Raw genomic sequence first — 11119 nt, forward strand, 5'->3', positions numbered from 1 at the left:
CGCAGAGGGGGGAGGGAGCGGCGCGCGGCGCGGACGCCCGTCACGGCGATCTGTTGGCCCGCGGACGGGGAAGTCGTGCGCTCCGACGAAGACGTGCCGACGAAGACGTGCCGGCGCGGTCGGCTTGCAAGGGACACGCCGGCGCGGCTGGTCTATCGTGGCCGGCAAACGCTTCGGGGCCCTTCGTGACCACTCCAGGCCGTCCCCACCGTCCGCGCACCGGCCGCCGCCTCGCTCCGGTGCTTGCCGCCGCGATTCTTGCCGCAGCGATGCTTGCCGCAGCGATCCCGGCGGCCGCCCCCGTCGCGGCTCAGGCGCCGCCGGCGATCCCCGCTCTGCGCGAGGGCGCGGGCGGGGACGTGCGGACCTCGGTCGCGCAGCCCGAGACCTCGAGCCAGACCTCGGGCGGCTACGCCCGCTCGGTCGAGCCCTATCTCGGGCCGTTCGGCGACCCGCTGGGGCTGCGCCCCGTCCTGAAGCAGCGGGGCGTCTCCTACAGCCTCACCTACATCGCCGACGTGCTCGGCAACCCGACCGGCGGCAGGCGGCAGGGCGCGGTGGTCGAGGACCGGCTGAACCTGCGGCTCTACCTCGACTTCGACCGGATCGCCGGCTGGCAGGGCGCGACGCTCCACGCCAACGCCTACTTCATCCACGGCACCGGCCTGTCGCGCTATGATGTCGGCAACCTCGCGACCACCAGCGTGATCGAGGCGCTGCCGGCGACCCGGCTCTACGTGCTGTGGTTCGACCAGCAGCTCTTCGACGGCAAGCTCGGCCTGCGCATCGGCCAGCAGGCCGCCGACAGCGAGTTCTTCGTCAGCCAGACCGCGACGCTGTTCGTGAATTCCACCTTCGGCTGGCCGACGATCACCGGGCTCAACCTGCCGGGCGGCGGCCCGGCCTACCCGCTCGCGACGCCGGCGCTCCGGGCGAAATACGAGGCCGGCGGCGGGTTGTCGCTCCAGGCCGGCCTCTACGACGGCGACCCAGCCGGCGCCGCCCGCCCCGGCGCCGACCCGGAGGCGCAGCGCCTCGACCGCACCGGCACGAACTTTCGCGTGCACGACCCCGCGCTGGTCGTCGCCGAGGCGGCCTACGCCTACAACACGGAGAAAGGCGCGGTGGCGCTCCCCGGCACGGTGACGCTCGGCGGCTGGCAGCATTTCGGCCGCTTCGACGACCTGCGCCGCGACACGCTCGGCCTCTCGCTCGCCGACCCGGCCTCGAACGGCCTGCCGCGGCCCCGCCGCGGCAATGCCGGGCTCTACGCCATCCTCGACCAGACCCTGCTGGTCGAGCCGGACAAGGACGACGAGGGCCTGTCGGTGTTCCTGCGCGCCTCGGTCTCGCCGACGCGCTCCAGCCTGGTCGCGGCCTACGGCGATGCCGGCCTCGCCTACAAGGGTCTGTTTCCGGGCCGCGAGGACGACACGGTCGGCGTGGGCGTGGCCTATGCCCGGCTGTCCGACGACGCGCGGCGCGCCGACCGCGACACCATCCTCTACACCGGCACGGCGATGCCGCGGCGGCGGGCCGAGACGGTGATCGAGGCGACCTACCAGGCGCTCGTGGTGCCGGGCTTCACCGTGCAGCCGGACGTGCAGTACGTGATCCGCCCCGGCGGCGGCATCGCCGCCGCGGACGGGCGGCGGTTGCGCAACTCCACCGTGCTCGGGGTGCGCGCGACAGTGCAGTATTGAGGCGGCGGCGCCCTATCTCCGCATACATGGTGATTTTCGAGTGGATCGTCGGCGTGCTGTTCGGCGCGGTGCTGCTGGCGGCCGCGGCGCGGCGCGTCGGCGCGCCCTATCCGGCCTTCCTGGCGCTCGGCGGCGTCGCGCTGGCCTTCGTGCCCGGCGTGCCGAGCCTCGCCCTCGACCCCGAACTCGCGCTGGCGCTGTTCCTCGCCCCCGTGCTGCTGGATGCCGGCTACGCCACCTCTCTGCGCGACCTCAAGGTGAACTGGCGCCCGATCGCCGGCCTCGCCCTCGGGGCGGTGGTGGCGACCACGGTCGCGGTCGCGGTCGTGGCCAAGCTGCTCGTGCCGGACATGCCGCTCGCCGCCTGCATCGTGCTCGGCGCCGTCGTCGCGCCGCCCGACGCGGTCGCCGCGCTCTCGGTGCTGCGCCACGTCTCGCTGCCGCACCGGCTCACCACGATCCTGCGCGGCGAGAGCCTGCTCAACGACGCCGGCTCGCTGCTGATCTATCGGCTCGGCGTCGCGGCGGCCGCGGCCGGCGCCTTCCACCTCTCCGAGGTCGGCCCGGCCTTCCTGGTCGGCGTGGTCGCGAGCCTCGTGGCCGGGCCGCTCGCCGGCCTCGCCTTCGTCGCAGGCATGCGGCGGGTCGCGGATGCGCCGAGCACGATCGTGCTGCAGTTCGTGGCCGCCTTCGGCCTGTGGATCGCCGCCGAGCGGCTGGAACTCTCCGGCGTGCTGACGCTGGTGAGCTTCGCGATCACCGTGGCGCGGTTCAACCCCGAGATCACGGCGCCGCGCACCCGGATCATCGCCTCCGCGGTCTGGGACACGGCGGTGTTCGTGCTCAACGTGCTCGCCTTCGTGCTGATCGGCCTCCAGATCGGCCCGATCTTGGAGCGGCTCACCGGCACCGACCGGGTCGGCGCCGTGGTGCTCGGGGGCGCGGTGTTCGCGACCGTGGTGCTGGTGCGGATCGCCTGGGTGCTGCCGGCCTCCGGCATCCGGCGCCTCGCCTTCGCCGAGACCGGGCACGACGGGCTCAAGAGTGCGGTCGCGGTGTCCTGGGCGGGCATGCGCGGCATCCTCACCATCGCCACGGCGCTCGCGCTGCCGCAGGGCTTCCCGCAGCGCGACCTCATCGTCTTCACCGCCTTCTGCACGGTGCTCGGCACCCTCGTGGTGCAGGGCCTGACCCTGCGGCCGCTGTTGGCGCGGCTCGGCCTGGAGGACGACGACCCCGTCGGCCGCGAGGCGGGCCGGGCGCGGGCCGAGGCCTACGCCGCCGCGCTCGCCAGCCTCGACGCGGTGGAGGACCACGCCGCCGCCGAGGCGCTGCGCGAGGAGTTCCGCGCCGCGCTCGCCGAAGCCGACGACCACCACGAGGGCCGCGCCCCGGAATCGCTGCCCTCCGACGCCCCCCGCCGCCACGCGATCACCGCCGCCCGCGACACGGTCATGCGCCTGCGCCGCGAGGGCGCGATCGGCGACGACGCCTACTTCCTGCTGGAGGAGGAGTTCGACTGGGCGGAGCTGAACGCGACGCCGCGGGCGGAGACGTGAGCCCGCACGGGGCGTCCGCCCGAACGCTTCGCCGGACCGGCAACGGCCCTACGGGATCTGCAGCCGCCAGTCCTTCGTCTTGGTCTCGGCGGGCTTGGCCTCGGCGGGCTTGCCCGGGCCAGGGGCGGGCGGGCTCAGCGCGTCGCGGCGGAGCCCGACGGGGTTGCGCTCCGTCCTGAGCTTCTGGGCGGTCGGGTCGAAGGCCGCGGCCGGCCGGGCCTGCTGCGCGCTCTGGAGGCACAGGCGCTGCGCCGTGGGATCGGCGATCAGCGCGCAGTTCGAGAGCGCGTTGGTCGCCGGCGCCTGGGCCGCGGCCGGGTGGCCCAGGAGCGCGAGCGCGAGGGCGGCGAGGGTTCGGCGCATGAGGACATCCCGGACGTGGCGGTTTGCCGAACGCACGCACGGCGCCGTTCGAGGGCATGGCTGGGGCGCGTTGCCGCCATCGCCGGCTTAAACGGCCGCGCTTTAGAAGATGTTAAGCATGATCGAAGCTTCATCGCGCTATTGGCTTGACGCGAACCGGTCGGGCGAAGGGAGGCAACGTCGCGATGCGCCTGTTTCGTTCCGTGCTGGCGGGGCTCTCGATCATCGGCTTGGCCGCCTGCTCGCGCTACGACTATACCGGCTCGCTCGGCGTGCGGCCGGCCACCGGCCTGCTGACCCAGCCCGCCGCCGCGCTCGCGGCGCTGCCCCCGCCGGTGAGGCCGCTCAACGTCGCGGTGTACGATTTCCAGGACCTTACCGGCCAGAACAAGTCCTCGCTCAAGAACGGCTTCCCGGAATTCTCGCGCGCCATCACGCAGGGCGCCTCGGTGATCCTCGTCGACGCCCTGAAGACCGCCGGCAGCGGCACGCGCTTCAACGTGGTGGAGCGCGGCTACCTCGACAGCCTGCTGCGCGAGCGCAAGCTGATCCAGGACACCTACGCCTTCCTCAAGAAGAGCCCCAAGAACCTCATCGATCCGCTGGTCTTTGCCGACTACATCGTCACCGGCGGCGTCGTGTCCTACGATTCGCCGATCCTGAGCGCCGGCGCCAGCGTCCAGCTCGGCAATTACGGCGGCAGCCTCGCCCACAGCCGCGATCTCGTGACGATCAACATCCGCCTCGTGCGCGTCCGCGACGGGGTGGTGCTGAAGTCGATCAACGCCTCGCGGCCGATCCTGACGACGACGGGCACCGGCAATGCCACGCGCGTGCTCGGCCGCAGCATCCTCGATGTCGGCGCCTCGATCGGCATCCAGGAGGCGACGCAGACGGCCGTGCGCGAGGCGATCGAGGTCGGCGTCTACGAACTCGTGCGCCAGGGCGACGCGACGGGCATCTGGACCCTGCGCCGCCCGCCCCTCGGGCCCCACCCCGAGGCGACGGGCTCGCTGCCGGCCAAGACGCCGACGGCGGGGCGCTGAATCGGCCCCAAGCATCACGGCATCGCGACCTGGATGCCCCTGACGCGGTTGACCAGCCCGTCCTGGCGCACGTCGAGGTTCGGGCCGGGGCCGCGCTGGTAACTGGAGATGCGGTTGATCAGGCCGGCCTGCCGGATGCTGAGCGCCGCCGGGTCCGGGCCGATCGCGACGATCTCGGTCACGGTGGTGTTGCCGGTGGTCGCGGTGACGGTGCGGCTGCGGGTCAGGAACGGGTTCCGCGCCTGGATCACGCTGACGTAGTTGCGCGCGCTGGTCTGCTGGACCGCGATGACCCCGCCGGCCTGGGCCGGGAGGGCCACGAGGAGGACGAGGCAGGTACTGGCGATCACGCGGGTCATCGGCGTCTCCGGACGGACGCGGGCAGTCTCCGCCATCGGGATGAAGGCTTCGGATACGCCGCCGCGGCGGCGGACCGCGCGGCGCGACCCGCGCCGGAGCCGGGATCGCGCGCGCCGATCCCGGCTACCGACGCAACGGCGTCCTGCCGGCATCGCGATCCACGTGTCCGAATACTGAGGCGTCGACCGATCCGCGGCAAACGCCGCGCAGAACGTCCCGTGTTCTCGTGACGCGGATGCGTATTCGGCGTCGCAGGAGCGATATCTGGGAAGACGGCGCGCGTGGAGAGCGAACGTCAGACAGATCCGGGATGGCGAGGCCGAGATATCGAAGGGCGCCGCGCGTCCGAAGGACGGCGGAGATCGCCGGCATCCGGATCGACGAGCCTCGCCGTCACTTCAGGCGCGGCACGAATACGATCGCATACCGGAGTCGAGGAATCGAATATCGAAAAATGATTTGCAGCGTGCGGTATCCGACACGAAAATCAGGCTCGGGCCGCCGTTTGCCCGTCTAGCAGCGAAACATTAAGGAGGTGTTGCCGCTCGAAGCGGAAAGAACAAACCCTCATCGTCTCAGGTAAGGCTGCAACCATGTCTTTGCGCACCGTTCTTCTCGCCGGCATCGTCACGCTCGTCGGTTCGTCCGCCGTGCTCGCCGGCAACACCGCCACCATCGTCCAGTCCGGCCGCTTCAACGAAGCGTTCACGGCGCAGCGCGGCTTCGCGAACACCTCGACCACGGTGCAGTTCGGGACCGTCAACAGCGCGGTCGCCGTGCAGCGCGGCCGCTTCAACGACGCCGCCATCGGCCAGTCCGGCCGCTTCAACAGCGGCACCGTCTTGCAGATGCCCTGAGCCTGCCAGCGAGGACCGTGCCGACCTTCGTGCTAAGGTTGAGGCACGGTCCTCTCTCGAGGGAGGCCACGGCGGGCGACGCGCCGCCATCACCGGAAAACCCGATGCCGAACGTCCATGCCATGAAGGCGATGCTCGCCGCCGCAACGCTCCTCGCCGCGCTCGTGCCGGCGGCGGCGCAGACGCGGATCATCGCCCAGAGCGGCCGCGCCAACGTGTTCGGCCTCGTCGAGGTCGGGGGGCGCGGTCCCCTCGTCGTCAGCCAGACCGGACAGGCCAACATGGCGGGCATCGTGCAGGTTGCGCCGGACGCGCGCCTGTCGATCGTCCAGTCCGGCCGCGCCGGCACCGCCTTCGTCGGCCAGTTCCAGGGGGCCCCGAGCTTGGTCGGCCAGCGCCGGATGCCGTGAGGCGGCGCCTCAGCCCGCCGCCACCCGCGCCTCGATCGCGTCCCACACGCCGACCGCCAGATCCGGCCCGCCGAGCCGCCTGATCGCGCGGAGGCCGGTGGGCGAGGTCACGTTGATCTCGGTGAGATGCCCGTCGATCACGTCGATGCCGACGAGGATCAGGCCACGGCGGCGCAACTCCGGGCCGATCGCAGCGCAGATCTCGCGTTCGCGCGCGGTGAGGTCGGAGGGCGCCGCCGCGCCGCCGCGGACCATGTTGGAGCGGATGTCGTTCTCCGCAGGCACCCGGTTGATCGCGCCCATCGGCTCGCCGTCGATGAGGATGATGCGCTTGTCGCCCTCGGTGATCTTCTCCAGGAACCGCTGCACCACCCACGGCTCGCGGAAGGTCACGGAGAACAGGTCGAACATCGAGCCGAAGTTCGGGTCGGTCTGCGCGACGCGGAACACCGCCGCACCGCCGTGGCCGTGCAGCGGCTTCATCGCCACGGTGCCGTGCTCGGCGCGGAACGCCTCGATCTCCGCCCTGTCGCGGGTGATCAGCGTCGGCGGCATCAGGTCGGGGAAGTCGAGGACGAACAGCTTTTCGGGCGCGTTGCGGACTTCCGCAGGGTCGTTCACCACCAGCGTCTTCGGGTGGATCTTCTCCAGCATGTGCGTGGCGGTGATGTAGGCCATGTCGAAAGGCGGGTCCTGGCGCATCAGCACCACGTCGGCCTCGGAGAGGTCGATCCGCTCGATCGCCCCCAGCGTCGCGTGGGCGCCCTCGACGTCCTGCACGGTCAGCGCCTGCACGCGCGCGGTGACGCGCCGGCCCTGCAGCGAGAGCCGGTCTGGGGTGTAGTAGACCAGCCGGTGGCCGCGCGCCTGCGCTTCGAGCAGAAGCGCGAAGGTGGTGTCCCCGGCGATGCGGATCGCCTGGATCGGGTCCATCTGGACCGCGACGGTCAACGCCATGTCGTCTCGCTCCGCTCAAGGCCCGGCCGGCCTCCACGGGTGCGAACCCGCGCAGAGCCGGCGTTCTGCGCGAACCGCGGTCCGGTTCGCACGATGAGGCTCAGTCGTCGGGCATCGACTTGCTGCCGCTGCGCTTGTCGTAGTCGCCGATGGCGGCGCGGCACTCGGGCGAGAGGCGCTTGCGGTTGCGCGTCATGCATTTCTCCGCGTCCGGGCTGTTGGGATCGACGCCGACGCAGAGGCGGAAGTAGTCGTTGGCGCAACCGAGTTGCAACCCCTGGTCGTCGCGCTGGGCCTGCGCCGGGCTGCCGGCGAGCGCCAGCAGGGCGAGGGCAAACACCGGCAGGGTCAGGAGAAGCGCCGCCGGGCGGCGCATCCGGGCTGGCCCTGCGGCCGGCATCTGGGGAAGCGGCGATACGTGTGCAGGTCGAGGCGTGTTCGGTCGAAACGTGTCCAATCGCATCCAGCGTGGTCCTTGCATGTCGGCCCTGGGGTCCCGGGTGGCGCGGCGTCCGCGCGAGGCCGGGGCTCGCGATCGTCCCGGCATAGCGGGCGCGACCATCGCTAGGCAAGCGTCGGGGCCGCGCGCCGGTTCCGATCCCGGCCGGATGCGGCCGCAACGCACCATCGCCGGCCCGCCTCGGGCGCGAGGCGGCCCCTGACGGAAGAAGGGCCCCGCTCGGGATGTGAGCAGGGCCCAGTCGTTGGGAGGAAACGCCCGCCATGGGCGGAACCATCCAAGCAAGGCGTGGGCCAAGCGCGCCGCCATCGGGCGTCGGCTCCGGAAACGCCTCGTTAACCATGCCGTGCTGATCTGCCGGCCATCGACACGCCGCCTCCGCCACCGCCCCGGACGGGGCCCGGGCGCGATGCCCGGACCGCCGACAGGTGCCTGCCATGACCGTTTCCCGCCCCTCCCCCGCCCTCCTACCCGCGCCGGCCGCCGAGGCCGCGCCGGCCGCCGCGCGGAGCGGCTTCGTGCTGCCCTTCGCGCCGGCCGCCAGCCCCCGCCGCAGGCCCGAGCCCGGCGAGGCCCGCGGCGAGATCCTGCTGTTCCTCGGCGTGCGTTACGAGCGCCGCGCCTCCTGACCGCGGCCTTGCCGGCACGGCCGGACCCGTCCGGCGACACGCGAGCGAGGCGGTCCATGAGGCAGTCGATGCCGAGGTTCATGCCGAAATCCATGCCGAGCCGGCCCCGGCCGGTTCCGGCCACCGAGGCCGCCTTCGGCCGCGGCGCCCGGCGGCTCGCGCGGCCGGCCGCCGCCTGCGCGCTGGCGGCGATCCTCGGCGCCTGCGCGCAGACGGGCGATTTCGGGCGCCCGGCGGCCGGCGCCTGGAACGGCCTCGTCGCGGCCACGGGGACGCGCGCCGCCGACGCGCGCGACGAGCCGGCCTCGGCCTTTCCGCTCACCGACGACGAGCGCACCCTGCGCGCGCGGGCGTGGCGCCTCCTGATGCCGGCGCAGGCGAGCGATGTCCTGGACGACGCGCTCGCCAACCTCACCCACGCCCGGGTGCTGCCGGCATCCTGGCACCCCGGCGCGGTCGCCGCCTATCACGACGGGCTGGTCGCGGAGGAGGCCCGCTCGCCGGTCTCGCGCTACCGGCGGCTCGCGGAGGACGCGACCGCGGATGCCCGGCTGGTCGCGCCCTTCGCGGCCCTCGCCGCGCGGGTGAACGAGGCCGACGGCCTGCGCCTGCGCAGCCTCCCCTTCGCCCGCACGCTGGACGACGACGCCGTGCGCGAGGCCGCGATGCGGGTCGCCGAGAACCGCTGCCTGATCGCCCGGGTGCGCCTGGAACTGGACGCGCGCACGGCGGGCTACCGCTACGCCCTGGAGCATCTCGTCGTGGCGCTGCCGGGCCCCGAGGCCGTCGGCGCGGAGCGCGCCGTCGCGCTGCTGGACGCCCGCCGCGCCCTCCTCGACACGCTGCTGCCGCCGGAGGCCGCCGCGCGCTGCGGCCTCGTCGCGGGCGCGGACCGCGGTGCCGATTTCGCTCCGGCACGGGCGATCGTGACGAAGGATTAGCGGGGAGCCCTACCCGCCGCCCTTCTCCGGCTCGTCCGGGCTGTCGGTCGTGCAGGAGACCGCCTGGACGGCGGCGTTGGCCGCCGCGCGCTCGCTCGGCAGGCCGGCGATGACGCGGATCACCACGAAGCCCTGGCTGCCGGGGGCGACGATGCGCACGTCGCGGCTCGGCTCGTTCTCGTCGTCGCCGGCGAGCGCGGCGTCGTACTGGGCGCGGGTCAGCACCACGAGGTCGAGCGCGCCGCGCACCGCCGCCTGGTCGGTCACCGCGTAGAACGCGCCGCGCCGGCCGTGGACGGCGAGCGACAGCATCATCGGGCCCGTGCGCGCCGAGACCCGCATCGGGCCGTCGTCGAGGTCGTAGGCGCAGACGCCGACCGCCACCGCGGGGTCGGGAATCGGCAGCCACGCCTCGGCCGGGGCCGGCTCGGCCCCGGTCGCCAGCGTGTAGATCTGCTGCGGGTGATCGAGGCTCTCGCTGGTCCGAGCGCGGGTGAGCGCGTCCGATTCCGACAGGAGAGGGATCGCCAGCACCGTCGCGACGTGGACGATGCCGGCGAGCGCCAGCCCGCAGGCGGTGGCGTAGGGCAGGCGCAGGTTCACGACGCGCAGCCCAGCCGGGTGACCGCGGGCACTGCCTCGCGGTCGAGGCTGCCGGCGCTCGCCGCCACGGGGGTGTCGTAGAGGCGCAGCGCCAGGCGGAGCGGGCCGCTGACGCGCGGGCTCGGCAGCCAGTTGCCGGCCGCGACCTCGGGCCCGAGCACGATCACGAAGCGCCCGTCGTCCCGGCGGAGGATCTCGGTGGCGGTGAAGCCCTCGCGCAGGAGCGTGCGGCCGGGCTCCGGCGCGCCGCGGCCGGCCACCGTCAGCGTCCAGGCGCGGGCCGGCGGGGTCACGCCGGCGATGCGGTAGGTGCAGGCGGCGTCGAGCAGGCGGCCGGAATCGTCCGCCGCGGCGGTGAGCAGCAGCCCCTCGCCCACCGCGAGCGGCACCTCGCCGCGGCGGGCGTTGACCGCGCGGGTGTAGGGGTCGGCCGCGGTCGAGCCGGAGCGCGGCCACGCGGTCCAGGCGCCGACCGGGATGCCCCCGAACGCGTAGCCGCCCCGCGTCGCCCAGTCGGCGCTGGCAAGCCCGAGGCCGGCGCCCAAAGCCAGCGCGTAGAGCGCCAGCGCGGCGGGCGAGGCCGTGGCGGCGAGGCGGCCCAGGCGGCCCAGGCGGCGGCGCCGGTCTGCCGGATGGATGGCGGGCGCGGCCTTCGCCGTGCCGGGCCCGGCCTCGCCCGCCGCCATGCCGGGCCTCACCGGGGCTCGAAGCGGCCGCCGACGGAGCGGCTGCCCTCGGCCACGTCGCGGGTCGGGGCGGCGAGGCGGGCGCCCGGCCTGATCTCGCCGGCCGCGGGCTTCACCGCACCGGCCGCGGGCTTCGCTTCGCCGGCCGCGGGCTTGATCTCGCCTGCCGCGGGCTTCGCTTCGCCGGCCGCGGGCTTGGCCCGCTCGACGGTGCGGAACAGGCCGTTGAGGCCGCCGATCACCTCGAAGGAGCGGCGCGAGAGCTTGCCGTAGCTGGTCGCGGCCGGGTCGGCCGGGGCCGCGGCCGCCTGCGCCGCCGCGCCGGTCGGGGCTTTGAGGCCCGGCAGCGGCTTCAGTTCGATGCCCTGGTGGGCGACCTCCATCACGTCGTGCCAGGTCGAGGCGGGCAGCGAGCCGCCGGTCATCTTGTTGGTCGAGGTGTGGTCGTCGTTGCCGAACCACACCGCGGCGACGTAGTTGCCGGTGTAGGCCACGAACCACGCGTCGCGGTAGGCGTTGGTGGTGCCGGACTTGCCCGCGACCTT

13 protein-coding genes and 1 pseudogene are annotated in these 11119 nt (G+C 73.6%); 7 read left to right on the forward strand and 7 right to left on the reverse strand.

What is annotated here, in order from left to right; genetic code table 11:
- Positions 1-269: 269 nt before the first annotated feature.
- Together ACFE86_RS06695 and ACFE86_RS06700 are read left to right on the forward strand one after the other, a co-directional pair.
- Positions 270-1703 carry a carbohydrate porin gene (locus tag ACFE86_RS06695; protein ID WP_375454546.1) on the forward strand — a complete coding sequence of 478 codons (1434 nt, stop codon included), beginning with the start codon at positions 270-272 and terminating at the stop codon, positions 1701-1703.
- 26 nt (positions 1704-1729) lie between these two features.
- Complete coding sequence (locus ACFE86_RS06700; protein ID WP_375454547.1) at positions 1730-3262, forward strand: cation:proton antiporter; 1533 nt, start codon at positions 1730-1732, stop codon at positions 3260-3262.
- 48 nt (positions 3263-3310) lie between these two features.
- On the opposite strand, the gene ACFE86_RS06705 is transcribed toward ACFE86_RS06700, so the two are convergent.
- Positions 3311-3625 (reverse strand): hypothetical protein, encoded by a 315-nt coding sequence (locus ACFE86_RS06705; RefSeq protein ID WP_375454548.1) that lies wholly within the window; start codon positions 3623-3625, stop codon positions 3311-3313.
- 185 nt (positions 3626-3810) lie between these two features.
- On the opposite strand from ACFE86_RS06705, the gene ACFE86_RS06710 reads away from it, so the two are divergent.
- Positions 3811-4671 carry a CsgG/HfaB family protein gene (locus ACFE86_RS06710; protein WP_375454549.1) on the forward strand — a complete coding sequence of 287 codons (861 nt, stop codon included), beginning with the start codon at positions 3811-3813 and terminating at the stop codon, positions 4669-4671.
- Positions 4672-4685: 14 nt separating this feature from the next.
- On the opposite strand, the gene ACFE86_RS06715 is transcribed toward ACFE86_RS06710, so the two are convergent.
- Complete coding sequence (locus tag ACFE86_RS06715; protein WP_375454550.1) at positions 4686-5030, reverse strand: hypothetical protein; 345 nt, start codon at positions 5028-5030, stop codon at positions 4686-4688.
- Positions 5031-5624: 594 nt separating this feature from the next.
- Here ACFE86_RS06715 and ACFE86_RS06720 point away from each other — a divergent pair.
- Positions 5625-5888 (forward strand): hypothetical protein, encoded by a 264-nt coding sequence (locus tag ACFE86_RS06720; protein ID WP_375454551.1) that lies wholly within the window; start codon positions 5625-5627, stop codon positions 5886-5888.
- Positions 5889-5992: 104 nt separating this feature from the next.
- The gene (locus ACFE86_RS06725) at positions 5993-6298 is read left to right on the forward strand and encodes a hypothetical protein (RefSeq protein WP_375454552.1); all 306 of its coding nucleotides are present in this window, start codon (positions 5993-5995) and stop codon (positions 6296-6298) included.
- 9 nt (positions 6299-6307) lie between these two features.
- On the opposite strand, the gene gshB is transcribed toward ACFE86_RS06725, so the two are convergent.
- Complete coding sequence (gene gshB / locus ACFE86_RS06730) at positions 6308-7255, reverse strand: glutathione synthase (protein WP_375454553.1); 948 nt, start codon at positions 7253-7255, stop codon at positions 6308-6310.
- A gap of 100 nt (positions 7256-7355) precedes the next feature.
- Positions 7356-7631: a hypothetical protein gene (locus ACFE86_RS06735; RefSeq protein ID WP_375454554.1), complete on the reverse strand. Its 276-nt coding sequence runs from the start codon at positions 7629-7631 to the stop codon at positions 7356-7358.
- Positions 7632-8152: 521 nt separating this feature from the next.
- On the opposite strand from ACFE86_RS06735, the gene ACFE86_RS06740 reads away from it, so the two are divergent.
- Together ACFE86_RS06740 and ACFE86_RS06745 are read left to right on the forward strand one after the other, a co-directional pair.
- Positions 8153-8344, forward strand: coding sequence for a hypothetical protein (locus ACFE86_RS06740; protein ID WP_375454555.1), 192 nt, complete (start codon positions 8153-8155; stop codon positions 8342-8344).
- Between the two features lie 92 nt (positions 8345-8436).
- A complete protein-coding gene (locus tag ACFE86_RS06745) occupies positions 8437-9285 on the forward strand; it encodes a hypothetical protein (protein ID WP_375454559.1) in 849 nt (282 codons plus the stop codon).
- 9 nt (positions 9286-9294) lie between these two features.
- On the opposite strand, the gene ACFE86_RS06750 is transcribed toward ACFE86_RS06745, so the two are convergent.
- The 3 genes and pseudogenes from ACFE86_RS06750 to ACFE86_RS06760 all read right to left on the reverse strand — a co-directional run.
- A complete protein-coding gene (locus ACFE86_RS06750) occupies positions 9295-9897 on the reverse strand; it encodes a hypothetical protein (RefSeq protein ID WP_375454560.1) in 603 nt (200 codons plus the stop codon).
- Positions 9885-10574 carry a DUF1214 domain-containing protein gene (locus ACFE86_RS06755; RefSeq protein WP_375454556.1) on the reverse strand — a complete coding sequence of 230 codons (690 nt, stop codon included), beginning with the start codon at positions 10572-10574 and terminating at the stop codon, positions 9885-9887. The genes ACFE86_RS06750 and ACFE86_RS06755 overlap by 13 nt, the downstream gene beginning before the upstream one ends.
- A gap of 8 nt (positions 10575-10582) precedes the next feature.
- Positions 10583-11119: pseudogene (locus ACFE86_RS06760) on the reverse strand (penicillin-binding protein); the annotation flags it as partial.

The organism is uncultured Methylobacterium sp., from assembly GCF_964244095.1.
Lineage (GTDB): Bacteria > Pseudomonadota > Alphaproteobacteria > Rhizobiales > Beijerinckiaceae > Methylobacterium.

Coding starts and splice junctions, on each gene's coding strand:
- ACFE86_RS06755 (WP_375454556.1), bottom strand. CDS start 10,574: ATGGCGGCGGGCGAGGCCGGGCCCGGCACGGCGAAGGCCGCGCCCGCC.
- ACFE86_RS06715 (WP_375454550.1), bottom strand. CDS start 5,030: ATGACCCGCGTGATCGCCAGTACCTGCCTCGTCCTCCTCGTGGCCCTC.
- ACFE86_RS06745 (WP_375454559.1), top strand. CDS start 8,437: ATGCCGAGCCGGCCCCGGCCGGTTCCGGCCACCGAGGCCGCCTTCGGC.
- ACFE86_RS06735 (WP_375454554.1), bottom strand. CDS start 7,631: ATGCGCCGCCCGGCGGCGCTTCTCCTGACCCTGCCGGTGTTTGCCCTC.
- ACFE86_RS06740 (WP_375454555.1), top strand. CDS start 8,153: ATGACCGTTTCCCGCCCCTCCCCCGCCCTCCTACCCGCGCCGGCCGCC.
- ACFE86_RS06720 (WP_375454551.1), top strand. CDS start 5,625: ATGTCTTTGCGCACCGTTCTTCTCGCCGGCATCGTCACGCTCGTCGGT.
- gshB (WP_375454553.1), bottom strand. CDS start 7,255: ATGGCGTTGACCGTCGCGGTCCAGATGGACCCGATCCAGGCGATCCGC.
- ACFE86_RS06695 (WP_375454546.1), top strand. CDS start 270: ATGCTTGCCGCAGCGATCCCGGCGGCCGCCCCCGTCGCGGCTCAGGCG.
- ACFE86_RS06700 (WP_375454547.1), top strand. CDS start 1,730: ATGGTGATTTTCGAGTGGATCGTCGGCGTGCTGTTCGGCGCGGTGCTG.
- ACFE86_RS06705 (WP_375454548.1), bottom strand. CDS start 3,625: ATGCGCCGAACCCTCGCCGCCCTCGCGCTCGCGCTCCTGGGCCACCCG.
- ACFE86_RS06725 (WP_375454552.1), top strand. CDS start 5,993: ATGCCGAACGTCCATGCCATGAAGGCGATGCTCGCCGCCGCAACGCTC.
- ACFE86_RS06710 (WP_375454549.1), top strand. CDS start 3,811: ATGCGCCTGTTTCGTTCCGTGCTGGCGGGGCTCTCGATCATCGGCTTG.